Source organism: Desulfamplus magnetovallimortis, assembly GCF_900170035.1.
Lineage (GTDB): Bacteria > Desulfobacterota > Desulfobacteria > Desulfobacterales > Desulfobacteraceae > Desulfamplus > Desulfamplus magnetovallimortis.
In genome coordinates, this window is record NZ_LT828542.1 from 350,231 (window position 1) to 375,645 (window position 25,415).

The 25,415-nt window shown below is 41.2% G+C and carries 21 protein-coding genes and 1 pseudogene; 3 read left to right on the forward strand and 19 right to left on the reverse strand.

The window, feature by feature from the left end; all coding sequences use genetic code 11:
• Nucleotides 1-295 precede the first annotated feature (295 nt).
• The 13 genes from MTBBW1_RS08190 to MTBBW1_RS08250 all read right to left on the reverse strand — a co-directional run bounded on the left by MTBBW1_RS08190 (nt 296) and on the right by MTBBW1_RS08250 (nt 14,183).
• Entirely contained in the window at nt 296-910 is a 615-nt protein-coding gene (locus tag MTBBW1_RS08190; RefSeq protein WP_080801787.1) for a chemotaxis protein CheW, read from the reverse strand.
• 15 nt (nt 911-925) lie between these two features.
• Nucleotides 926-1,849 (reverse strand): PHP domain-containing protein, encoded by a 924-nt coding sequence (locus MTBBW1_RS08195; protein WP_087881740.1) that lies wholly within the window; start codon nt 1,847-1,849, stop codon nt 926-928.
• Between the two features lie 193 nt (nt 1,850-2,042).
• Nucleotides 2,043-2,801 (reverse strand): ABC transporter ATP-binding protein, encoded by a 759-nt coding sequence (locus MTBBW1_RS08200; RefSeq protein WP_080801789.1) that lies wholly within the window; start codon nt 2,799-2,801, stop codon nt 2,043-2,045.
• Nucleotides 2,791-3,558 carry an ABC transporter permease gene (locus tag MTBBW1_RS08205; protein ID WP_245809302.1) on the reverse strand — a complete coding sequence of 256 codons (768 nt, stop codon included), beginning with the start codon at nt 3,556-3,558 and terminating at the stop codon, nt 2,791-2,793. Before MTBBW1_RS08205 ends, MTBBW1_RS08200 begins: the two co-directional genes overlap by 11 nt.
• The gene (locus MTBBW1_RS08210) at nt 3,551-4,624 is read right to left on the reverse strand and encodes an ABC transporter substrate-binding protein (RefSeq protein WP_245809303.1); all 1,074 of its coding nucleotides are present in this window, start codon (nt 4,622-4,624) and stop codon (nt 3,551-3,553) included. Before MTBBW1_RS08210 ends, MTBBW1_RS08205 begins: the two co-directional genes overlap by 8 nt.
• Before the next feature lie 348 nt (nt 4,625-4,972).
• Nucleotides 4,973-6,547 carry a mechanosensitive ion channel family protein gene (locus MTBBW1_RS08215; protein WP_080801793.1) on the reverse strand — a complete coding sequence of 525 codons (1,575 nt, stop codon included), beginning with the start codon at nt 6,545-6,547 and terminating at the stop codon, nt 4,973-4,975.
• A gap of 26 nt (nt 6,548-6,573) precedes the next feature.
• Entirely contained in the window at nt 6,574-7,728 is a 1,155-nt protein-coding gene (locus MTBBW1_RS08220; RefSeq protein ID WP_139786702.1) for a coiled-coil domain-containing protein, read from the reverse strand.
• Between the two features lie 202 nt (nt 7,729-7,930).
• Entirely contained in the window at nt 7,931-9,019 is a 1,089-nt protein-coding gene (locus tag MTBBW1_RS08225; protein ID WP_080801798.1) for an ornithine cyclodeaminase family protein, read from the reverse strand.
• 67 nt (nt 9,020-9,086) lie between these two features.
• A complete protein-coding gene (locus MTBBW1_RS08230) occupies nt 9,087-9,287 on the reverse strand; it encodes a hypothetical protein (RefSeq protein WP_080801801.1) in 201 nt (66 codons plus the stop codon).
• An 87-nt stretch (nt 9,288-9,374) separates the two neighbouring features.
• A complete protein-coding gene (locus tag MTBBW1_RS08235) occupies nt 9,375-10,301 on the reverse strand; it encodes a sensor domain-containing diguanylate cyclase (protein WP_080801803.1) in 927 nt (308 codons plus the stop codon).
• 202 nt (nt 10,302-10,503) lie between these two features.
• Entirely contained in the window at nt 10,504-11,847 is a 1,344-nt protein-coding gene (locus tag MTBBW1_RS08240; RefSeq protein WP_245809304.1) for a M24 family metallopeptidase, read from the reverse strand.
• A gap of 282 nt (nt 11,848-12,129) precedes the next feature.
• Entirely contained in the window at nt 12,130-12,984 is an 855-nt protein-coding gene (locus tag MTBBW1_RS08245; RefSeq protein ID WP_080801806.1) for a 3-hydroxybutyryl-CoA dehydrogenase, read from the reverse strand.
• A gap of 23 nt (nt 12,985-13,007) precedes the next feature.
• Entirely contained in the window at nt 13,008-14,183 is a 1,176-nt protein-coding gene (locus tag MTBBW1_RS08250; protein ID WP_080801809.1) for an acetyl-CoA C-acetyltransferase, read from the reverse strand.
• Between the two features lie 617 nt (nt 14,184-14,800).
• On the opposite strand from MTBBW1_RS08250, the gene MTBBW1_RS08255 reads away from it, so the two are divergent.
• The 3 genes from MTBBW1_RS08255 (at nt 14,801) to MTBBW1_RS08265 (ending at nt 18,811) form a co-directional block, all read left to right on the forward strand.
• Entirely contained in the window at nt 14,801-15,616 is an 816-nt protein-coding gene (locus MTBBW1_RS08255) for a ZIP family metal transporter (RefSeq protein WP_080801812.1), read from the forward strand.
• 185 nt (nt 15,617-15,801) lie between these two features.
• Nucleotides 15,802-16,641 (forward strand): TatD family hydrolase, encoded by an 840-nt coding sequence (locus MTBBW1_RS08260; RefSeq protein ID WP_080801814.1) that lies wholly within the window; start codon nt 15,802-15,804, stop codon nt 16,639-16,641.
• Nucleotides 16,642-16,933: 292 nt separating this feature from the next.
• Nucleotides 16,934-18,811, forward strand: a complete 1,878-nt coding sequence (locus MTBBW1_RS08265; protein WP_080802097.1) for an ATP-dependent helicase — start codon at nt 16,934-16,936, stop codon at nt 18,809-18,811.
• Between the two features lie 288 nt (nt 18,812-19,099).
• On the opposite strand, the gene MTBBW1_RS08275 is transcribed toward MTBBW1_RS08265, so the two are convergent.
• The 6 genes and pseudogenes from MTBBW1_RS08275 to MTBBW1_RS28260 all read right to left on the reverse strand — a co-directional run.
• The gene (locus tag MTBBW1_RS08275; protein ID WP_080801819.1) at nt 19,100-19,360 is read right to left on the reverse strand and encodes a toxin-antitoxin system HicB family antitoxin; all 261 of its coding nucleotides are present in this window, start codon (nt 19,358-19,360) and stop codon (nt 19,100-19,102) included.
• A 174-nt stretch (nt 19,361-19,534) separates the two neighbouring features.
• A complete protein-coding gene (locus MTBBW1_RS08280) occupies nt 19,535-20,194 on the reverse strand; it encodes a hypothetical protein (protein WP_080801822.1) in 660 nt (219 codons plus the stop codon).
• 238 nt (nt 20,195-20,432) lie between these two features.
• The gene (locus MTBBW1_RS08285) at nt 20,433-21,095 is read right to left on the reverse strand and encodes a cyclic nucleotide-binding domain-containing protein (protein WP_080801825.1); all 663 of its coding nucleotides are present in this window, start codon (nt 21,093-21,095) and stop codon (nt 20,433-20,435) included.
• Complete coding sequence (locus MTBBW1_RS08290) at nt 21,076-24,045, reverse strand: ABC transporter ATP-binding protein/permease (protein ID WP_080801828.1); 2,970 nt, start codon at nt 24,043-24,045, stop codon at nt 21,076-21,078. The genes MTBBW1_RS08285 and MTBBW1_RS08290 overlap by 20 nt, the downstream gene beginning before the upstream one ends.
• Before the next feature lie 16 nt (nt 24,046-24,061).
• Nucleotides 24,062-24,889, reverse strand: a complete 828-nt coding sequence (locus MTBBW1_RS08295) for a CvfB family protein (protein ID WP_080801830.1) — start codon at nt 24,887-24,889, stop codon at nt 24,062-24,064.
• Between the two features lie 15 nt (nt 24,890-24,904).
• A pseudogene (locus tag MTBBW1_RS28260) lies at nt 24,905-25,415 on the reverse strand (hypothetical protein); the annotation flags it as partial.

Sequence of the window (25,415 nt, forward strand, 5' to 3'; positions counted from 1 at the left end):
AGTGTAACTATTGTTCTTTCAAGGTTTGATTGTCGGGTAGAAAATGCCTCTTAGCTTTGCATTGCCTGTAAAATCACCCGACAGTCTAAACTTGAAGAAGCACTACCATGCAGGTTACTCAAAATCGACACCTATGATCTTGTAAGCATTGTCAAAATCGTCTGAATCAGGATTCCTAAGATTAACAAAGATAAGGCAAGATTGTCTATCCTGAGCATCCTGGTTATCCTGGTTCAGACAACTGCAATAACTTATGAAAAAGCAATAAGATGTCGATTTTGAGAGGTTATTAGAATCAACCCTTAAAAATACTTTTGAATATTTTCTCCATATTTAAAAGAGTCACATAATTTTCCTGAAGCAAAATTTCACCTTTAGATGCAAACTCTGCAAAGTTCCCGTTTTTTTCAACAAGGGTTCCCAGGCTATTTTTTTCAACAGATATAATATCCTCGACACGGTCAACCAGTATGCCGGAACGGATCTCCCCTGCATGGCCAAGAAGTATTCTTGAAGCTGAAGGTGGTGATTTTTCCTCCATCTTCCGGTATCCTGAGTTATAACCATTGAGATTTTTATCCCTTGTACCTGAAGATAGCGCTCTTTCCTCCATACCCAGCAAAACATGAAGATTGATAACAGATTCAATGGTTCCTCTTACATTTATAATACCACGAATCCTTTCAGGAGTTCCAGGCACAGGAGTAATCGTGCCAAATGGGAGAATCTCGACTACATTCTCACCTGGAAATGCACAGAAAGAGTCTCCCATTCTGAAAACCACAAGCTGAATCATCTCCTTTTTATCCAGGGCGTCTTGACTCCCTTCAAGCAGCCCTCTCTCTTCACGTTTTTTCAGCTCGCCTATGGCAACATCCACAATATTTCTTTTTACACAATCAGATTCCATTACAGATTATCTCTTTCATTGTTGCCTGCCTCTTCTGAGAAGCGCCTTAAATTTTTCATACATATCTTTATTAATGCCCTCAACACCCATCGGACGCATCTTCTCATCATGACAGTCAGAGCCACCTGTCTCAACCAGATGGTTTTCTGCAGCCCACTGCCTTAGTATCCGGCGATGCTCATCAATGTGACCAGGATAGTTTATCTCTATTCCCCTGATACCAGCCTCAAGAAACCGTGGAAAAAGTTCTTCAACCACTTCAAGAGAGGGCAGTACCTCCCTGTAATGGCCTTTCCCAGGAAAAGAGCCGGCAGCAGGATGGGCAAGAACCGTCAATACAGGATAACGACCTGTGAAATCAGAGACACTTGCAAGGTCAATACCTGATGGAAGATAGGCAGGGCTTTCATTGCCAATAATTTCATTTACTGTTGCAGGCTCTGTTATTTTATGTATCTCATTGAGGGCCAGAGCAAAATGACGGCGGGTTACAGCAGGGCTGTAAGATGCCACCTCTTCAAATGTCATGGGCTTTTCAAGAAGAGGCTCAGCGCCATCGGGCCCGAATACTCGGTTGATTTCAGACACTCTGGCTTTAACAAGAGCGTCCCCCCTTCCCTTTCCAAGAGTTTGATCAAGATCACCTCTGAAAGAGAGATCATCAAGAAGCGCTCTGTCAAAATAACAGAGAAGATGCAATGTACCTGTAAACAGAGGTTCTTTGAAGCGCACAGAGATTTCAACACCTGGAATCACCTCAACGCCTTTCAAATCCCCCTGCAAAAGGGCATCTTCAACACCTGCAACATTATCGTGATCTGTAATTCCCAGAACTGCTATTCCTAACTGTTCTGCACGATTAACAATCTCTGACGGAGCAAAATCACCATCCGAAGCAGTTGTGTGATTATGAAGATCCGCATATATGTAAGATTTCAATATTACAATCCTTTTTTTTATAACGGCCATGGCAAAACCATCTTGCCACAACGAAGCATGAAACCCCTGAAAAAACCTTGAAATACGGGGGCTTTCTTATAAACGTACATGACTGATAACCGCCACAATCGAAGGGATGAAAGTCGTTTTAGAAACAGGCTGTTACCGAGACTTTCATATAAAAACTCAAAATTCAGTCCCTCAGAAGCTTATATAGCCTGCTGTAAAACCTCATAAAATTGACATCTTCCCTTCTTCTTGGCCTTTCAAGTTCAATATTTATGACATCCTTTATTCTGCCGGGATTTTTATCCATAACAATAACCCTGTCTGAAATTGCAACGGCTTCCCCCACATCATGGGTCACAAATACAATGGTGTGGGAAAACTGTCCCCACAGTTCAAGAAGCAGCTCCTGCATCTCTTCACGGGTCTGGGCATCAAGGGCTGCAAAGGGTTCATCCATTAAAAGAATCTCGGGATTTAAAATAAGAACCCTTGCAAGAGCTACACGCTGTTTCATACCTCCTGATATCTCACGAGGCAGATAATCACGAAACTGTGAAAGCCCCATCAGATCAAGAAATCTGTCAACTTCTCTCTCAATCCTGCTTCCATCCCTGATTTGTCTTTTAAGACCAAAAGCAATGTTTTCTCCGGCAGTAAGCCATGGGAACAGAGCATCCTCCTGAAAAACCACACAACGATCAGGCCCGGGTCTGTGAACCCTGCTTCCCTTGAAAAAGACAGAGCCTGAATCAGGTTTAAGAAATCCTGCAAGAATCTTCAGAAGGGTTGACTTTCCACATCCGCTTCTCCCTACAATGGATATAACCTCACCATCTTCTGCTTCAAAGTTGATATTTTCAAGTACCGTCAAAGGAGTGCCATTACCTGGAAATTGTTTTCCAAGATTCTCCACCCCAAGAAAAACATTTTTATCACAAAGCATTTTTAAAACAGAATCTCAACAATAGTTTTAAAAGCAGATCACTTAAACGACCGATAACTGACACAAGAAAAATCCCCACCACAATAATATCAGTTCGTCCCACCATTCTTGCATCCATTATAATGGCTCCAAGTCCATTGGGGACTCCTGTAAGCTCCCCTAAAACAAGATAAGCCCATGATATTCCAAGTCCAAGCCTCAAACCTGTAACAATACTTGGCATGGCCGCAGGGATAAGAATCCTGAAAACAGCATTAAACCTGTTGACCCCCATCATTGCCCCTGCCTGTAGCAGAAGGGGATCAACCTCTCTTGCACCTGTGGCGCTGTTGAGGTAAATCGGAAAAAATGCAGCCATACCCACCAGAAAAACCGTTGTTTTTATGCCTATGCCAAACCATACCATTGCAAGGGGAAGCCACGTTATCCCGGGCACTGCCCGCAACCCGTCAACAGATGTGCCAAGCAGCCTGTGTACAAACCTGTTTCTGCCGGACATAAGACCAAGTGGAAGAGCTGTCATAACAGCAAGTCCAAACCCAAGGCTTATCCTTGTACAACTTGCCGCAAGGTCATATACAAAACGTCCTGCATAAGGCTCATCTCCGATCTTTCCAAAAATATAGCTCCATCCTGACTGGGCAACTTCAAACGGATGAGGAAATAGATAAAGAGGAACAATCTCCATCTCGCTTGATAAAAACCATAACAAAAAAACTGTAAAGGGCAGTACCCATGGAATCAAACGGTCATTCAAGTTCTTTTTTTACCTTTTCAACAAACTCAAGATTAAAAAGAGATTCGTAATCAGGCTGTTTTTTGATAACACCCAGAGCCTCCATTCTCTCTCCTAATGCACGTGCCTGGCTAATAAACAGCTCATCCATTTCCCAGGCAAGTTCCATATTAGAAGCAGCCTTTTCAAGTACATCAAGAGGAACTCCAAAAGTTGAAGATTTTTCAAGCCACTCCTTTTGATTGGCTAAAAGATAACGTGTGGCCATGGCATGAGCAAGCACAAGATCATGCACAAGTTGAGGATTTTCTTTAATTGTCTCTTTGCGCACAAGCATACCTGCGTTTATGGTTCCTATGGATTCTCCATAGTATGGATATGATATTATTTTACCGTATCCTTTTAACACAGCAAGGCTTGGAAAAGGCTCTCCTGAAAGAAATGCATCAATGCCCTTCCCTGCCAGAGCCATGCCCATATCAAAAAAATCCACCCGGGTAAGCAAAACATCTCTTTCAGGGGACAAACCGTTTCTGACAAGGGTTTCTCTCAATAGTATCTCGTGCATTGTGCCTGGAACATATCCTATCTTTTTACCCTTAAGGTCGGACACTGTGGATAGATCTCCGCCCTCCCTTGCCACAAGTGCAGAACATTTATTGCATAAGGCAGCAACCACAACAACAGGCTGTCCCCTTGATGCTGAATGGATGGCATGTGCCAGGGTAGTCCCGCACATATCAAGCTCCCCTGCAAGAAGAGCAGTTTTTTGATCCCCGGGATTGGTAAAATGAAGAACTTCTGTCTTTAATCCTCTGGGAACAAACTTATCATAGAAAAAGGGTTGAATGGTCTGGGCTGTTTTCCAGGTGCCAATTTTACATGAAATTACTTTTCCTTGGGAACTATCAGAGTTCTGGTCAGCAAAAGCATATCCATTTAAAATAAAACCAGAGCCATTTAGGATAAAACCAAAACCACTTAGAATAAAACCAGAACCACTTAGAATAATAATAAATACAGAAGCTGCTGCAAGCCTAAATATTAATGATTTTACCAAATTTAAGAATAATTTTTTATTGTGCACTTCAAGACAATTCCTCTTTTTTTTATTAGAAACCCTTCATAGAATACTGATATATAAAGACTTTCATCTCTTCGATTGTGGCGGTCATCAGCCATGTACGTTATATGGACTTGATTATATACCCAAATCGACATCTTATTGCTTTTTCATAAGTTATTGCAGTTGTCTGAACCAGGATAACCAGGATGAATAGGATGCTCAGGATAGATAATCCTGCCTTATCTTTGTTAATCTTGGGAATCCTGATTCAGACAGTGTTGACAAGGCTTACAAGATCATAGGTGTCGCCTTTGAGTATATAATATCTGCTTAAAAAGCAATAAGATGTCGATTTTGAGTATTAAAGACTCATGATTTCGTATCATTTCCAGTCAGAGGAAGAGATTTAATGTAAATATCCTGCTGCGGAAATGCAATTACAAGCTTTCTTTCCCTGAAAAGTTTATCTATCTGAAAACGCATGTCCGTCTCCACTGCAATAAAAAAATCTATAAAAGTCCAGAACCTCAGGGTAAAAATCAGGGCACTGTCCCCAAAATCCTCAAAAAGCACATCAGGAGCCGGATAACTCAAAACCTTTGGTGTCTTTTGTGCTATTTCAAGCAGCGTTTCTCTAACCAGTTCAATGTCAGATCCATACTCAACACCCACAGTAATTTTTCTTCTAAGACGCTTGTCCTTAAAACTCCAATTGATTACCTGATTGCTTATCAGTTCGGAATTTGGAATCATTATTGTAGCATTGTCATAGGTCTGAACCACTGTGGAACGAACATTTGTTTTCCTGATGGTTGCCCAGGTACCATTGATTTCAATGTCATCACCAACCTGGATCGGGCGTTCAAACAGAAGGATAATACCACTTATAAAATTATTGAAAATATTTTGAAGCCCAAAACCAATACCAATACCAAGTGCACCAAAAGCAACAGTCAGAGTTGTTGTATTAAGGCCAAAAACAAGCATTGCTATAAAAATCCCGAAAATCCAGATGGAATAGACAGTTATGGTTGTCATGGATTCCTGGATCCCCCGATCAAGACCACTTTCTCCAAGGAAATTGGTGTGAAAAAAATGACGCCATACCCTTGCAAGATAGTGGGTCAAAATCAGGATGGTTATTGCCTGGGCAAGACTTGAAAGACTGAAACTCATGGAGCCTATATTAAAAGAGTAGGTTAGCATCATGACAAGCCTTGGAAAAAGGTAATCACTGCTTCCCCATGACAGAAACAGTGCAATGCTTGCAAGAAAAAATAGAAGGACAAAAGAGAGCTGTTTGATGAGCCACAGGATAGATACCTCGCCAACGGGCTGCAACTGCTGAGTCTTTGCCGAACGGGCTACCTTACGGCTCGATTCGCTATATCCCTGGCTTTTTCCATCATCCTGCAGGGGGCTCTGTCCCTGGACATTTCCCTGGGAGCTGTTTTCCTGTGATTCGCCACTCCATACAGGAAGACTTCCGGGTATCCACTCCCTGGAAGCACCAATAATAAGCCCTGACCACATAAGGACAATCATGGTTTTTCCCCATGATGTGTACCAGTAAATGGCAAGGGAGCCATATCCAAGAAGCTCAAGAACAATACCAGCCATGGCAATGAGCATTATACAGTTTTTGATAGCCACAATAACCATGTGTGCCTTTTTGTTATTCTCTCTGCATACTTTTTCTGTCCAGGGCATTACTTTTTTTATAAAATAGAGAATCCAGCCGTAAAAAAGAAATTCCCACAATAAACGATAAGAGATAAGAACACTGCTGTCGCTTTTAAGAACATAACTTAACAAAATGGTTGTCATGGCAACAAGGTTGAGGGCTTTTAGAAAAAAAATCAGCTCTGATGCAGGAATTGACGGATATTTCTCACGCAGAAGTTCAAAAAAATGTATCAGCCATAAGATAAACGTAAGAATCATTAATATCTCGACAATCAGGTTTGCCGTTATGGAATAGTTGAAAAAAGTTTTAAATTAATACAGATATAGAGAAAGACTGTAATAAAAGAGATTATAAGGTGCTTATGGGCGATCTTAAGGGACAATGAACTCCAGTAGCGATCCAGTATCCATGAAGAGTTCAAAAGATGATTAAAAAAACCCCGTGTTCTTAAAGCAACCACAAAAAGCATCAGCAGGACAACAAAAAAAGAGACAAGTTTATGAATGCCAGACAACCACAGAAAGCTGAAGCTGTTTTTCCACCCACTGACTTCAGACAACGATCTCAGGGTGAGGAGCAGCTCATTTATATCATCTCCAAGTGCTTTCCATGTTCCATGGGCAAGGGGATTGCTGTTACGGGTTAAAAGCTCTGCCTTTCTGGCATTTTTAATGCGGATTTCAAGATCATCCAAGAGACTTTTGTATTTACCTCTTATATCATCAAGGATAGTGATCTTCTCGTTTACTATCTCGTCAATGGATTGAATAAGAAGCATTTTTCTGGTCAGAGTTGTCTGAAGCCGCTTTAACCGCAAACCAAGAGTATCAAAAGCTGCCTGATGTTCTGAATTAACCGGATCAATCACTTCATTTTTAACAGGCTCAACTACTTCATTTGCTCCGACGTTACTGGAATCCAGCTCATTTGCACCAGGTTGGCTTAATTGATGATTTTCATTGCCCCCTCCACTTGATTCACCATTTTTTTCATCAACCTCCCGCCTGCCATCTTCCTCCCGCCTACCATCTTCAATTGCTGACTCCACCTCGGTTGCACGTTTTAAAACGTCTGCTGCAATTTCTGCAAGGAGCTTGTCATTTACAATCTTTTGCTCATATGAAAGGCGCTGACTCTCTGTCAATTGCTCCTTTCTCTGCTTCAGTTTTGACAGATCATCTGACACACTTACCATTGCTGTCTGGCAGCTCATATATGCCTTTTCAATGAGTTTCAGTTCAACATCAGGAAGATGTAGCTGACTGCTCAGGGTGGTAAGCTCTATCCTGTAGATATTTACTTTTGAGTCAAAATCATTTCTGGTATTTTTATGAACCTCAAGACGGTCATCAAGATCAGCAATCTCTTTTTGTTCAACATCAAGGGTTTTCTCAATAAGTGATATCTGTTCTTCAATTTTCTTAAGGCCAAGTGTCACATTATCAATCTTATCCTCTGATAAGAGCGAAGATGCAAAAAGAATATGTATAAAAAAACAGAAAATTAAAGATAAAAAGAAACAGCAGGCTGGTTGTTTGGGAGTGATTTTCGGAAAAGTGTAAAATCCTGTTGAGTTGATATAAAGAATTCCAAAAATGCCTGAAAAAATTCGACAAACACCAAAAAAATGCAAAATGACATCAGGCATGACAAACCACATTCTTCAACTTAATATCCTGACCGAGGCCTTTTTCTCTGGCTTTTCTAAAAATGGCAATGCTTGCCATCAAATCAAATACAGCCATGCCCACAGATTTATATATTATGGAATCTCTTTTTGCCCCATGATTTGATTGTGAACCATGATTTGGTTGTAAACCATGATTTGGTTGTAAACCATCACAAGATATATTTTGGGCATGTTGAGCTTCGCTGCTCTTCCTGTTATTCAGAAGGAATCGTCCCATTGTCTCTACCAAATCTTCTCTTATCAAACCCTGCTTCAAGGGGTTAATGAGATCACCGGATTCATGTATGGCATGTTCAGTATCCAGAAACATTTTACATGCATTTTCAAAAGCTGCCCCTGGAAACTCCTGCATGTCAGGGCGATAGGAGCCTATACCAATCAGCGTACGCCCTTTTAAAAGCTCCCTTTTATCAGGCAACACAGGAGAATTAGATGATGTTGCAAGAATTATTGTACGACACTCTCTCAAAAGATGCTCACAATTATCTGCCTCAATGAGTGAGACACCATCAAGATTCAAATTTTTTTCCTGCCGAAGTTTTTCCAGAAAAGCAGCAATTTTTGATTTGTCCCTGTTATACACATATATTGACTCAAAACTCCTTACAGATGCAGCAAAACGCACCTGATGAAATCCTTGTACTCCGGCTCCCACAAGGCCAAGAGAATGAGGTTCTTCAGGGGAAAAATACCGAACACCCACAGCACCCACAGCACCAGTACGAACAGATGTCAATGCCTGGCCATCCAGTATGGCAACAGGAGTACCTGTTTTGGCATCATTGAGCACGACTGTGCCATTGACCACAGGCAAAGCCTTTTCCCTGTTTTCAGGAAATACAGTGACAAGTTTTGTACAGAAATAATCCTGACCGAAACATGGCATAAGAAGAAGGGTATTGTCCCCATGCGTCACATGATTCCTTGGTGGCATAAAGACCTCTTTTTTTTCAAAAAGCAACATGGCTTCTTCCATCATGTCAACCATATGGCCTTTATCAAGAGAATTTTCAATATCTTCTGAATTTAAAAAAATCATTTTTATATCCTCTCATTGGAAAGCAATTGGTCAAAACACTTCCAAAAACGGTCAGTCGTTTTATGCATCAGAGGCGCCTCAGAGTCCCTTTGCTTTTTTCGCCCATAGCTTCTTTAATAAGAAAATCAAGTTTTCCATTTTTTGAATCCTGTACAATTCTGTCATCCCATTTTTCCCAGTCTTTTTCTGAAAACCACTCCCTCAGCTTAATATATTCTTTTTCAGAAAGAGAGAGAATCTCCTCTTTAATTTTTTCTGCTGTAACCATTATTTATCCCTCTATCAACATCTGTTAAGAAATCGGTTTTTAACAACATCATTGATTAGCTCTGCTAACCACTCTACCCCCGTATATTTATTCATGTACAAAAAAGCGATCCCTGCCATGCTCCTTTGCATGATAAAGGGCATTATCAGCCTCCTCAATCAATGTCTCCGGAGGGGAAAGATGCTCTGGTATAGTGGAAGAGACCCCTAAACTTATGGTAACGCAACTGTGGGCATGGGAGTGTTCGTGGGGAATTTCAAGGTTTCTGACAGCAACTCTCAAATTTTCAGCAACCCTTGCAGCTCCGGCAACATCAGTACCAGGCAGCACAACCACAAACTCTTCTCCTCCGTATCTTGCAGCAAGATCAGCAGGTCTTCTGCAATTTTTTTCAATACACTTTGCCACCCTGCGAAGGGTTTCATCACCAGCCTGGTGTCCATAATTGTCATTATAGGGCTTAAAAAAATCAATATCGCACAATACAAGGGAGATGTGAGTGCGCTCCCTTATTGAACGCTTCCATTCTGAAACAAGATAATCATCAAATTTTCTGCGATTGGCAATCTTGGTCAGGCCATCCAGAGTTGCAATCCTTACAAGCTCCTTGTTAGCCTGATGAAGCTTCTCTTCAATGCGTACAATCCTGCTTATATCAATTGAAAAGCCATAAAAACCATCTGGTCTTCCATCTTGATTTTGAAGCTGCTTTGCATAGGAGTTTGCCCAGAATCTGCTGCCGTTCTTTCGCTGAAGCTCACATCTGAATCCTGTTACCTGCTCTGCCTCCAAAAGCTGAAACAAGAACTTTTCAGCATCTTCATCTTTTGCAAACATCTGGGAAGCCACGTCGTTCATCTGCTCAACAATTGCAGATGAACTTTCATAACCCATCATCCAGGCCATCTCAGGATTTGCCATGACAAGCTTCCCTTCTGCATTAACCTGATATATCCCTATGGGAGCAAAACCGAGAAAATCTTCCATCTGTATAGTGCTGAGCCTATGCGTCATAACAAATATCACCGTTTCTGTTGTTTTTGCCGCAATAACAAATCCTGATTAAAAATTCTATCAAAGCGGCAATGATTATTTGAGTGTACCATTTTTAAACTGTTCTCCCCTTAGCAAGTCTGAGGGAAGGAGGCTGGGGGTCAGGTTTCATAGCAACAATTTAAGCCGGATATTTAAAAAAAGGTACCTCTAATTATTAAATTCAAATCTGACATATACTATTTTGAAACTTTCCAAGAGATCTCAATCCATCATCTGTCACAACAAAAGTGTTTTCGATGCCCACAACACCCTTGCCTGGCATTATCACTTTTGGTTCCAGAGCCACCACCATCCCCTTTTGCAGCACAAGTTTTTGCCCCTTTGCAATAAAAGGAAACTCATCAAGCTCAATCCCAAGGCCGTGGCCTGTAAAACGTATCTTTCTTGCATCAGCACCCATGAAAAAATCCCCATAACCTGCATCTTCAGCCTGGGAAACCATCTGCTCATAAAGCTGCCCTGACACCATACCGCTCTTGCCGGATTCAACAGCTCTTTTTTGTATATCCAACATTGCATCATGGGCATTGATAAAATCATCTGAAAGGGGGCCTATGGAAAAAATACGGGCATGATCTGAAAGGTAACCATTTAGGGCAAAGACATAATCCACAAGCACAGGCTCATTTGGCTTTATCTTCCTGAAACCAGCGCCCTGTGCTGTTGCAGAAGAGGTTCCGCATCCACCTGTGGGAGAAGACATAAAACTTGGTACAGCAGCAGACTCTCCAGCCATAAGATGGCCGTAAAAAAGCTCGGAACCCCACAAACGCATCCTTACATTGCCCTGGTGCCCAAGGCTTCTTGCATAGGCTTCCAGCTCTCCTGCAAGTGCAATCTCAGTTTTCCCCGGCTCCAGAATCTCGGGAACCTTTTCAGCAAGCTTGTCAGAAAGCCTTGCAGCAGCCTCAATCTGACCAATTTCATAATCTGACTTTACAGCACGGATAAGGCGTATCTCTGTAGAAACATCAATTATAGCAGAATAGCTGAAAATATTATCATACTGAAAATAGAGATTCGTTGGCAGCACATCCAGCTCCATCCCAAGGTTTGCAGGAAAGGGCATTCCCATATCTTTTATTATTTCAGGAATCTTTTTTGGACTTACAAGTGAGATAACAGATTCAATGGGAGATTCTGCCTTTGCGCGTTCATAATCCTTGAAAATCATCAGAAGTGGTCTGCCTTCCACCGGAACATACAGCCATCCCTGCTGAATTGTTCCGCTGAAGTAAAAAAAATCCGATTTCTGGAGTATCAAGGCAGCATCCATATCCTTTTCCAGCAAAACGGACTGAAGTTTTGCAATTCTGTTTAAAATTTCTGACATCGGAATACTCTGATGATAATACTCCATCATTAACTCTCCTTTTGTTTTTGTTCCTGAACTCTCCCTTTCCCGCGAAAACATCCCCCCATTATTCTTATGAGCGGGTTTATCCGTTGAATTCTGGGCATCTTTCATTTGTCGGGTTACATTTTTTTGAACCATGATTTTCATGATTAAGGGATTACCTTGATTTTAATCGTGTTAATCCTTAACTCCTTTAATCATGGTTCAGAATTCGGCATCCTTCATATCATACAGAAAGTACTTTGCACTTTCCGGAACAGTATCCCCGAAAAACGGGCATTCTGTTCGGGAAAGTGTAAACTGGGAAATGAAGGTTGCCCAGAATTTTTCGAAAAGTGTAAACTAATTTTGAGTTGATATGAAGGATATCGAATTCTGCCGCAAAAGTTTAACCCCTTCTTCATGCATGAAGAAGGGGGAATTTACACACTATCGGCTGTAATCATAAAAACCCTTGCCGGACTTTCTGCCAAGCCAACCTGTTTCAACATATTTTCTCAACAGCGGGCATGGTCTGTACTTGGAATCCTTGAAGCCATCATAAAGGGTCTCCATTATGGCAAGACAGGTATCAAGGCCAATGAGATCAGCAAGGGCAAGTGGCCCCATTGGATGATTCATTCCAAGCTTCATGACAGTATCAATATCCTCGGGCTTACCAACACTCTGATACAGACAAAAAACTGCTTCATTGATCATGGGCATCAAAATACGATTGGCAATAAATCCCGGAAAATCATTTGCCTCTGCCGGGGTTTTTCCAAATTTTTTACTCAACTCCCAGGTAATCTCAAATGTCTCTTCCGAAGTGGCAAGACCTTTTATTACCTCAACAAGCTTCATAACAGGAACAGGGTTCATGAAGTGCATGCCGATAATCTTGTCAGGACGTCCTGTACGGGCGGCAATTCGTCCTATGGGAATTGAGGAGGTATTTGTGGAAAGAATTGCATGGGCAGGACATATTGCATCAAGATCTTCAAAAATCTTGAACTTCAGATCTTCCCTTTCAACAGCAGCTTCCACAACAAAATCAACATCTGCCATATCCTTAAGATCCACAGTTGTCTTGATTCTGGAAAGCGTGGTATCCATCTGTAACTGCTCAAGTTTGCCCTTGCTTACGCTTCTTGCAAGATTTTTAGTAATATTTTCAATACCTTTGGCTGTGAACTCTTCCTTTATATCACTCATCAGAACTTCAAGTCCGCTTGCCGCTGCAACCTGGGCAATTCCATTACCCATCTGACCAGAACCAATAACACCAAATTTCTTAATTTCCATGATTATTATCCTTTAACGTGAAATTATCTATTGATTACAAGGGCAACAGCTTCACCACCGCCAAGGCAAAGTGATGCAAGTCCCTTTTTTGCATCCTGACGGATCATCTCATGGATAAGGGTCGTAAGAACCCTTGCTCCACTTGCGCCAATCGGATGTCCAAGAGCCACACTGCCTCCATTGACATTTACCTTTAAGGGATCAAGTTCAAGAACTTTGTTGATACCAACAGATGTACCGCTGAAGGCTTCGTTGATCTCAAAAAGATCAATATCGTCTATGGTGCATCCCTCTTTTTTCAAAACTTTGGGAATGGCATAGATTGGCGCCATCAAAACATATTTCATGTCAATTCCATAGGAGGCCTGCGCCCCTATTTCTGCCATGATGGTACACCCCAGCTCCTCAGCCTTCTCCCTGCTCATGACCACAACTGCCGAAGCGCCGTCACTTATTATTGACGCATTGCCTGCCGTTCCCACGCCATCTTTTTTAAAGGCAGGTTTCATTTTGGAAAGCTTTTCAAAGGTACTCTCCTGGGGGCATTCGTCAATTTCAAAAACCTTTGATTCTCCCTTTCTGCCCGGGATAGAAACGGGGGCTATCTCATCTTTGAAACGATTCTCTTTAATTGATTTGCATGCCCGTCTGTATGACTCTTCGGCAAATCTGTCCTGGTCTTCCCTTGTCACCTCCCACTTTTCACAGCAGAGCTCATTTGACATACCCATATGAAAGTCATTGACAATATCCCACAACCCGTCATGCACCATGTGATCTTCAATTTTGCCTGGTCCCATACGATGCCCCCATCGTGCCTTTTCCAGGTAATAGGGAGCCATACTCATATTTTCCATCCCACCTGCAACCACAACATCAGCATCTCCGCACTGTATCGCCTGAGCAGCAAGCATTACAGCTTTAAGGGATGAGCCGCACACCTTGTTTACTGTTATTGCTTCAACCTCCCAGGGGAGGCCAGCCTTGACAGCAGCTTGTTTGGCCGGATTCTGGCCATAACCGCATGGCAGAACCATACCCATTATGCACTCATTTATCTCTTTTGAATCAATACCGGCACGACTGATGGCTTCAGTGATTGCATGGGCACCAAGGTCTGTGGCTCCTGTTTTACTCAACGTGCCGCCAAAACTACCAAGTGGAGTTCTGACAGCACTGACAATAACTGCCTGTTTCATTAATATTTATCTCCTGATTTGATTTTGATATAACTTGAAAGCGAACGGGACAATATGATACATGATTAAACTTCCTGAAATTGTTTTTGACTTCATCTGCTTTTGATTAAGCCGTAAAAAACCCGATTTCAAATCCTTTTTCAACCATAACCAACTAATATTATAAATAATACATGTAGCATTTGGGTCATTCTACGGGAGCATCATTTTTAAAGGACTATACAAAAGAGGAAAGCTTCTTACAAGGAGATTTTTATAACGGCCATGGCAGACCTACTCAAAATCGACATCTTATTGCTTTTTCAAAAGTTCTTGCATTTGTCTGAATCAGGATAACCAGGATGGATAGGATGTTCAGGATAGATAATCCTGCCTTATCTTTGTTAATCCTGGGAATACTGATTAAGAAAGTGTTGACAAGGCTTACAAGAACACAGGTATTGACTTTGAGTACTTATACCCCCCCATCTTTGTTGACGCATCACAACAAAACATGAAAGTAGTTACATATCAATATGTTATGGTGACTTCCTTACAAACAGGCATGATTGATTACATATCAATCACCCCCAAATATAAAATGATAGTCATTTTCACTATAAAAAATGGAGGCAGCAATGATTGATTTTATACAGCAATTCAGTCCGGTCATGCAGGCTCTCATGGCAACGCTATTTACATGGGGCTTAACAGCAGCAGGCGCATCTATTGTTTTTTTCACAAAAAAAGTAAATCCAAAACTCATGGATTCCATGCTTGGTTTTGCCGCCGGAGTTATGATTGCCGCAAGCTTCTGGTCTCTTCTGGCACCAGGAATCGAAATGGCGGAACAGACAGGACAAATTCCCTGGCTAACCGCTTTTATAGGGTTTATGAGCGGTGGCATTTTCATGCGACTGACAGATTATCTGCTTCCCCATCTTCACCTGGGGCTTGACATGGACCAGAGCGAAGGTATCCAGACATCATGGCAGAGAAGCACACTTCTTGTGCTGGCAATAACACTTCATAATATTCCAGAAGGCCTTGCAGTGGGGGTTGCATTTGGCGCTGTTGCAGCGGATCTATCTTCAGCCACCATTGGAGGGGCTGTTGCACTTGCCCTTGGTATTGGACTTCAAAATTTTCCGGAAGGAGCGGCAGTATCTCTTCCCTTGAGAAGGGAGGGAACAAGCCGCATGAAAAGCTTTCTCATGGGACAGTCATCAGGCATAGTTGAACCAATAGCCGGTGTATTTGGGGCAGTTTTTGTTTTACACATGCAAAGTGTACTTCCCTATGCGCTCTGTTTTGCTGCCGGTGCCATGATTTTTGTTGTGGTTGAAGAGCTGATTCCCGAATCACAGCGAACAGAAGCAAACATTGATACTGTTACCATGGCAACCATGGCCGGTTTTTCAATTATGATGATGCTGGATGTTGGCCTTGGCTGATTTCAAATATTTTAGCAGAAAAACCATGACAATCAGCTTACACTTAGGTATAAACCCCATACCTTGGAAATGAAGAAAGGTACTTGAGTTTACCGTGAAAATGGATACAAATTTCAATATTCGGGGGTGGCTGACTCACAGCCATGTCCGTTTACTTTTGAATATTTCGTGCCCGGAGGTTTATAATGAGGCTTTTTGACAGCCACTCACACATAGATGACAAAAGTTTTAAACATGACTTTGATGAGATGCTCACCAGGGCATATGATGCCGATATTAAAGCCATCATGGTTGTTGGGATTAATCCGGCAACAACCAGGCAGGCCATACATCTTACAAAAAAATATTCCCATGATAACGAACATCCGGGCAATAATCTGAAATCCCTTCCGCGCCTTTTTACATCCGTGGGTATGCATCCCCATGATGCAAAAAAATGCTCCCATGATATAATTGAAGAGTTTAAAGTGCTTGCAAAGCAAAAATGCGTCAAGGCATGGGGTGAAACAGGGCTTGATTTCAACAGAATGCACTCTCCCAAAGAAGATCAGGAGAAATGGTTTACAGAACAGATTGCAGCAGCCAACGAACTGAACCTTCCCATGATTTTCCATGAAAGAGATTCTGATGGCCGATTTCTGGAAATACTCAAATATGCGGGACATAGGGAAAAGGGAGGGGTTGTCCACTGCTTCAGCGGCTCAAAAGAAGAGATGTCTCAATACCTTGACTTAGGGTACTATATCGGCATTACAGGCATATTAACCATTGAACAGCGTGGAAGACTTTTAAGGGAGATTGCAGTTCATATTCCGGATGACAGAATAGTTATTGAGACCGATGCTCCATATCTGACACCTGCCCCCATGAAAAATAAAACAAGAAGAAATGAGCCGGCCTTTGTGCGGCATGTGATGTTAAAACTTGCTGAAATTAAAGGAATGGATGTTGAAAGCCTTGCTGATATAATATGGAACAATACCTGCCGTCTCTATGGCATTAATGAATTAAACGATAAAAAATAAAAATCCATCCAATTTCTGCATTGTCTGAACTCTAATTTACCGTAAAAATGGATACAAATCTTCATATTCGGGGGTGGCTGAGTCACAGCCATGTCCGTTTACACAACTAAACCTTCATGGCCGCATTAAACGACCACTCCCAAATATAAAAATTTGGAAAAAAAATCAAAATAAACTTTTGGTTCTGGCTTGCCCAGGTTAGATTCTTATTTGTGATTTTCGTGTTCTTTTGGCAAGGGAATCAGAAAACCTCTTTGGCTCTGGCTTGTCCAGGTTAGGTATAAAAAAAATTATGGAACTATCAAAACAGCAACAAAAAGCAGTTATACACTCCGGCTCACCGGCACTTGTGGTTGCAGGTGCAGGCTCCGGAAAGACCAGAACCCTGACAGCAAAAATTCTACATCTTATCAACACCGGCCATCCACCGGAGCGTATCCTTGCAATCACATTTACCAACAAAGCCGCCGACGAGATGAAAAGCCGTCTTTACAAACTAACCGGCATGGGATATGCCCAGTTTCCCTGGGTTCGTACCTACCACTCAGCCTGTCTTGTAATCCTTAAAAAGCATTGTGAGCTTGCTGGATACACAAATCCCATACAGATCTGCTCTGGCTACCATCAGAAAAAAATTGCAACAGAGGTGCTTGTAAACAGCAACCTTGATAAAAAACATGCGGGAAACCTTATCTCTGCCATATCAAGGGCAAAAAACTCAGGAGATCCCCTTCAATATTTTGACATGAGGCCAAGGATTTCCAGCATACCTGTTAAAATATATGACCTTTTTACACAGTATGAAAACAAACTTATCCAGGCCAACAGTGTTGATTTTGACAACATACTTCTTAAAACAAGGGATATTTTAAGAGAGAACAATGATGTCAGGGAGTATTATAAAAACTATTTTACCAATATCCTTGTGGATGAATACCAGGACACCAACGACCTTCAGGATGAATTGACCCGCCTGCTTCTTGGTGAACACGGCAACCTCTTTTGCGTTGGAGATGACTGGCAGGCCGTATATGGATTCAGAGGAAGCAATGTAAGCCATTTTATTCAATTTCCCAGACGATATGACAATTCAAAAATATTCAGGCTTGAGGAAAATTACAGGTCTGCTGACGAAATTGTTCAGGTTGCCAATGGGCTCATAGATTTCAACCATGATAAAATGGACAAGAAGTGTTTCTCCAGAAAACGTGGGGGGACTGTGGAGATTCACGATTTCCATTCAGATGCAGATGAGGCACATTGGGTTACAGGCAAGGCAAAATCCCTTAACGCATATGGAGACGGCATTCCCTTTGACAAGATGGCAGTGGTCTATCGAACAAAATTCTGTTCCCTGGCATTTGAAAAGACCTTTCGGCTTTTCAGGATACCCTACAGACTCATGGGTGCACAGGGATTTTTTGAGCGCATGGAGATCCTTGATATCAACAGCTATCTTTCTGCATCTGTTTTTCCAAACGATGATGTATCCTTTGAAAGAATTCTCAACACTCCAAAACGCGGCATCGGCCCTGCCATGATAAAAAAGATAGGTGCGGCCAGATCAGAAGGGATGAGTCTTCAGGATTCTGCCAGAATAATGGTAAGAGAGAGAGTACTTTCCAAAAAAATACATGACAGCATTTCTGAGCTTCTGGTTATTCTGGATGATATCAGAGAGATGACGCCAGATGCTGCAATTGGTGAGATTATTCAAAGAACATCCTATAATGAGCACCTCAAAAAAATCTGCAAAACCGAAGGGGAACTGATCACAAAAAAAGAGAACATAGAGCAGCTTCGATTCACGGCAAAGGAAAAATTCGATATTCTGGAGTACCTTGAAGAGGCAGCCCTGATTCGGGAAGACAAGGAGACCCAGGATGAAAACGACAATTCTGATGAAGGAGTAGCGCTTCTGACAATACACTCTGCCAAGGGACTTGAGTTTGACACGGTATTTGTTGTTGGATGCGAGGAGAACCTTTTCCCACACTGGCGATCAATTGATTCAGGTGAAAAGGCCCTTCAGGAGGAGAGGCGGCTTATGTATGTTGCCATGACCCGGGCAGAACGCTATCTTTTTCTTTCCCATGCAAATTACCGGAAAGGGCAGTTCTCAATGAGAAGCAGGTTTATTGACCAGATTGAAGAGTGTATTTCATATTGAAGAGTGTATTTATTTTTATTTGATAAAACCGTCATGACATTAGAGACAAGGCATGCCTTGTCTCTAATGCCACCCCCGAATATGGAAATTTGTATCTATTTCCGGCATCCTTCATTTCCCAGTTTACACTTTCCCGAACAGAATGCCCGTTTTTCGGGGATACTGTTCTGGAAAGTGTAAAGTACTTTCTGTATGATATGAAGGATGCCCTATTTCCACGGTAAAGATAATTTATAGTACCTGGAGTTGCCGTATCAAAACAATGGGATTTCAGTATGAAGACCGGATTCATCCCAGTCTGTCCCAGTCAGGTACTTTTTTATCTTTTACCTTTGACATGACCTCATCAAAGCCGGTCATAATCTCTTTCTTTGAATATTGCTTCCAGACATCCGAAATCAGTTTACCGGTTTCCAAATCACTCAGCTCTTTTGTAAACATATACATTGCAAGCTGATTGATGGAAACCCCCTGTTCCTCAGCTGTTCTGGCAATTCTCTGTTTCAGGTCCAAAGGAACCCTTATGGTCAATACATTGGGCTCAGCCATTTTTACTTCTCCATATTTTAACAAATTCTCCAGGTGTCACGATGTTCAACTGATCAAATTTAAGCTCGGAGTTATGAAAATCTTTTATATTGCTTGTCACCAAAAAGTCACTTTGACTTGTAACTGCCGGATTGCGGAGACCTTAAAAAAAATGGAATTTCCTATACTATCAAGCTACCTGGGTATTATATACTCCTGCAATTCAGGGCTATCAAGATTCATATTCTCCATTCTTTTTATTTGCTTTTGCATTTTCTTTTTATTGGAATCTTTACTTTTATTATAACATTTCTCTTCATTCTCTATAAGCGTTGTATTTGCAAGTTTAACAACATTGCCCATTTTAAGATCTTCATCCTGATTGTTATGCTGAAAGATAAGGCTTATATTTTCCCCTTTGTCATTAACAAACGACCATTTCCAGGCAAGAACCACCCCAAAGGCATCTCCTTTCCATTCATCAGGTTCTCCAAACTTGTTTTTATAGTATTTAAGAACAGTATCGTAAAATTTTCTTGAATCATCCTGAAATTTTAATTTTATCCTGACAATTTTGTCCATCTCCTGGCAGTTGGCAATGGATATTAAACCTGATTTAAAAACAGGACACATGTACACTTCAACCTCCTGAAGATAATCATGGTATCGGATGCACATGCGGCTGTCTGATTTTATGCGCTCCTTGAAACTATCAATGCTCTCTCCGAGTGTAAAGCCACCAAGATGCTTTGGGGCAATTACTTTCCCTTTTACCCCATCACCTGCCAATACATGGGGAGACAAAGCAAACATTAACGCTAAGATAGTTATTGCCCAATAGTGATTTTTTCCCATGAACTGTCTCCCTTATCTTTGTAACGTATTCAAAATCGACACCTATGATCTTGTAAGCATTGTCAACACTGTCTGAATCAGGATTCCCAAGATTAACAAAGATAAGGCAGGACTATCTATCCTGAGCATCCTATCCATCCTGGTTATCATGGTTCGGGCATCCTGGTTATCCTGGTTCAGACAACTGCAATAACTTCGGAAAAAGCAATAAAATTTCGATTTTGAGTAAAAAAACATATCATCTATAACGTTCAATCAAATTCAACATCTGCTTTTCAAAACGCCTGACTCTGAGCTGCACTATTTTTTCCACAAGACCATCTCTTTTATCTTCAAATTTTGAAAGAATTTTCCTGAAGCTCTTTCTGTCAAGACTCAGAAGCTTTACATCAGTACAAGCTTTAACATTGAAAAAAGCCTCAAAATCAGCAATAAGCGCCAACTCCCCAAAAAAATCGTTCTCACTTATTCTCTGTATCGCAAAAAAAATGTCTGGATTATCCGGATCAACGTAATATGCCTCAAGCTCCCCTGCCACAACAAAATATGCACAACCTGCACGATCTCCATGTTTTATGACCACATGTCCCTTTTTAAACTCAACAAAACGCGACATGTAAGCACACAATCTTAAAATCTCAAGGGATGCCCCTGCAAAAACAGGTGCCATTCTGAGAATTTCCAGATTACGGGTAAATGCACATTCAGGCTTTTCCATATCCACATCACTGCCATTTTCATTTGCATCATTTTTTAAGGGATGGTCGAAATTCTTTTTTCTATTACTCTCAACAACAACATTATCAGTATTAGAGTTAGAGTTAGAGTTATGATTAACACCATTTGACAAATGGGAGGAATCAGAATTCTTCTCTGGAATATCATAATCTGGAAAGTTCATACAAAGCTCCTTTTTGATCCAGCAGATCCTGAAATTTGCCCTGCTCTACAATCTGCCCCCCTTTCATAACAATAATGTGATCATACTCCTTTGCCATGTCAAGGCGATGTATCACAGAGAGGACAGTTGTATTATCCGGAAGACCATCTCTTATCAATTTCTGTACTTTTTTCTGGGATTGATTGTCAAGGCTTGCTGTGGCCTCATCCAGAATTAATATGGAAGGTTTTTTCAAAAGAACCCTTGCAAGGGCAATTTTCTGTTTCTGACCTCCGGAGAGCAGATCTCCTTTACTGCCAACATTAAAATCCAGCCCAATCTCCATTATCTCGTCAAAAAGATTCTCCTGTATGAGAAAGTCCATCACAAGGGGAATAACACTTTGCAGATCCCCTTCAATGCTGTATTTAACCTTGCCGAAAATAATGTTATCAAGAAGAGAATGGGAAAACTGATACATGGATGGACAGTATGGCCTGAACTCTCTTTCCCTGTGAGCCGCAAAAAACTTTGTAAGGTCATCTTTGCTGCTCTCCATAAACTCGGGAAGATTCATGCATTGATTAATTTCTGCCCCGCCAATCTCTGTCATAAAAACATGTCGGGTCTGGACAATCTTTTTCTCCAGGGATTGCGGCAGTATAACCATATTGTGAAATGCCGGAATATATTTTAAAGATAGATCCATCAGCATCACAATCTTATATTTATCAAGATTTCCAATGAAATCAAGATTTGCCATTGAATCATGATGTTTTATGGAATCAGGATGTTTTATGAAATCGGATTTTTCCATGGAATCAGAATTTCCTATGGAATCCGAATACTTCGTGTATTCAGTTTTTACTGCAATATTTTCAAGACTGCTGACAAGGTCAGCATATGCCTTGAATTCACTGGAGCCTATTGGACTTGACCTCAGAAAAAAATCATCTTCAACAAAATTTTTCAACAAACTCACAGTCTCAACAGCAATGCTTCTACCAAGCAGCAGTAAAGGGATATACATATTCTCTTTTTTGAGAAACTCAATAAAAATAGAGTTTGTTGCAATATTCTCAGGAGCAAAACCAGCATCATTGAATTCACCAAAAACAATGTTTTCATAGATGGTGTTGTGATGCATGAAACTGTTGACTTCATAATGTTCTACATAGTTATTAAGATTTGCCTGACCGGAAAGAGAAATGGCATGCCTTATCTTTATCAGTGCAAATATCAAGGCATCCTGTTTATCAGGCTCAAGCACGCTGTTAAGGCCGAGACGTATTATATCTTCTTTTAAGCCTGTCTTTTCCACAATTTTAAACAGTTCATTCCTTGAAGGCATCAACTCATTTCTCCCAGGAACAGCACCATCACTGTCAGTGGAACCGTGCAAGTCAACGCAATTATCCAATGCAACGCAATTCCCCAAATCAGCACTGTTCCCAAAGTCAGCACAATTCCCCAAGTCAACACAGTTCCCCAAGTCAACACAGTTCCCCAAGTCAACACAGTTCCCCAAGTCAACACAGTTCCCCAAGTCAACACAGTTCCCCAAGTCAACACAACTGCCAAGGGCAGCGCAACTGTATAAAATATTTTCTCTGATGGTACCTGTAAATATAAATGGATGCTGGGCAACAAACCCAATGTTTTTACTGACATCAACCTTGGTAAGAGTTGAAAGCTCATGCCCCCCCAAACGGACACTGCCATTTGTGTAACCGTACATCTGTCCCAGAATAATGGCCAGGGTACTTTTCCCGCTGCCTGAAAAACCCACAATAGCTACATGGGTTCCTGATTGAATATCAAAAGAGATATTGTTTAAAAGTTTGATATCTCCAGGAAGCTCATACTCCAGATCCCTTACCTCCACACTGCCATCAATAACATGAACCGGCCTTCCCACAGGCAATTTGAGATAGTCGGGGGTTATACGAAAAGTATCCATGATCTGCTGATAATGTACCTTTGCATCCTGATACTCTTGATAATATTCAATCATCTCCTTCCAGGGATCATAAACCTTTTCATAGGCTGATAAAAATGCCACCAGGGCGCCAAGGGTAAAATAGCCATGTATGGCAAGGTAGCCTCCATACATGAACAAAATAAAGGGGCCAACACTCTGGATCATGCTATTGACAAACTTTATACCAAATTTAAACAGAAATAACGGAGACATAACCTTAAAAAGTTCACCAATAAAACTCTTTATCCTTTTCTCCTCAATATCATAGGCGGCATTTGCATGAACTTCATGGATACCTGAGACTGCCTCATTAATGGTACTGCTCATGCCCCTTGTTATTTTGACGCGTTTTCTGTTCAATATATTGTATCTTTTTTGAAGCAGAGGGATTATGACAAGCTCAAGGGGATATATGGTAAGACTTATGAGGCCAAGTTTGGGGTTCAGATAGATCATGTACCCGAAAAAGGCAAAAAATGTGAGGATATTCATTATGGGCGTTGTCAGCGCAAGACCAATAAAAAGAGCGACACTGTTAAGCTCGGCTGTCATTGCATTGATCATGGTGCCTGGCTGATTTTCCCTGAAAAACCTCATTGGCAAAGCAAGAATATGGGAGTAAAGCTCCTGGCGTATCTCCATCACAGCCTTCTGGCCAATATAACGCTGCATAAAATTGAGAAAATATTTAAGAAGCGCAGCAATCATCACTGAACCAAAATAGAGACCGCAATATAAAAAAAGAAGATCTTGCCTGCCAAGGCGTATGGCTGTGTTAACTATCTGCCTTTGCATCTCCAGAGGATAAACCTTGAAAAAAAGGCTTACAATTATGGCCAGCAAAACAACAGCCTGAAGCATTCTGTTTCTGTGAAGTACCCAGTAAAAAAGAGGACGCTCGGTTATCTGAACTTTACCGTGCAGATAGCTCTCATTATTTTCATGGTCAATGGGACCATCTGAATCACTCCATGGAGGTTTTAGTATCATAAGATTTTTTTCTTTTTTATGTCAGAATAATCCCATTATCCAGAATTTTAATTTTCCTTGATTTATAGAGAGAACCCACTGTTTTTTTGAACTCTTTTTTACTCATTGAAAAGATTTTCTTGATCTCTTCCGGTGAGCTTTTATCATGACATGAAGTAAAACCGCCCATGCCTTCAAGTATCTCCATCACTTTTCTTTCTGATTGAGACACAGAAGCATACCCAGGTTTTTTGAGCAGCAAATCTATTTTACTGTCATCTCTTATCCTGTGTATATAAGCAGAGATTTTATCACCCAAAGCTAATTTTTCAAAGGTCTCGTTTTTATAGATCATTCCACAATGGGAATTGTCAATCACAGCCTGATAACCAAGCTCTGTAATACCATATACAAGAGCTTCCACACGCTGGCCTTCTGAAATTCCTGCCATATACCTGCTGCAGTTCTGTGCTATTCTTGCAGTTGCAAAAACCCTATCACTCTCTTCATCAAGACAAACCTTTACCACATGTTTCTCCCCTTTTTTAAATCGTGAAGGCATCTCACTGTTGGGTATTAAAAGATCCTTTTCAAGACCCCAATCAAGAAAAGCGCCAAAAGAGGCTGTATCCTTAACAGTCATAAAAGCAAATTCACCAACAACAGCAACGGGCTTAAGGGTTGTTGCAACAGGTCTGTCTTCAGAATCTGTATAGACAAAAACAGTTATGGTATCACCAGGTTTCAATCCTTCAGGTACATATTTAAACGGCAGCAGCACCTCTTCCTCTTTTGGATTAAGATAAAAACCGACGGTTGACTCTCTCTGTACAACAAGTTCATTATAACTTCCTATTATCAGCATAAAAGTAATCTCCATTTATTTTACAGTCTCATCATATTTCCCAGAAATATTTGATTCGCATTTGTTCAACTCTCCAAGAAAAAAACGGGATAAATCCACATCGGTAAAGTGTTCAAACACCTTTGCATTTCCCTCAACTCCCCGTATTATGCCATCATGGAGAAACCACTGTAACAACTTCAGACTAAGCTTCTCTCGTTCAGTTAGGCTGAAGTCAGCCCCCCGCCTGTAACTACCCCCCCCTTGTTCATAAGCAGCACACCTGTCACCAACCCACCTTTGTTCACAATATGATTCCGGTGGCGGTAGAGTAGCATTGGCACCTTTAACTGATTTTATGAAATTCACTATTCTTGCAAGGCGCAGGAGTGTCACAGATTGAAGGCGTGAAGTTATATCTGAAAGAGGCAAGGCAGAAGAGCGCATAAGGCTTAAATTTTCCGGCAAGATATTTTGTTCAAGGCAGTGTCCATAATCAACGCTTCCCGGTGCCGGATAAAATATTGACATTCCCACAAGGGTTTTT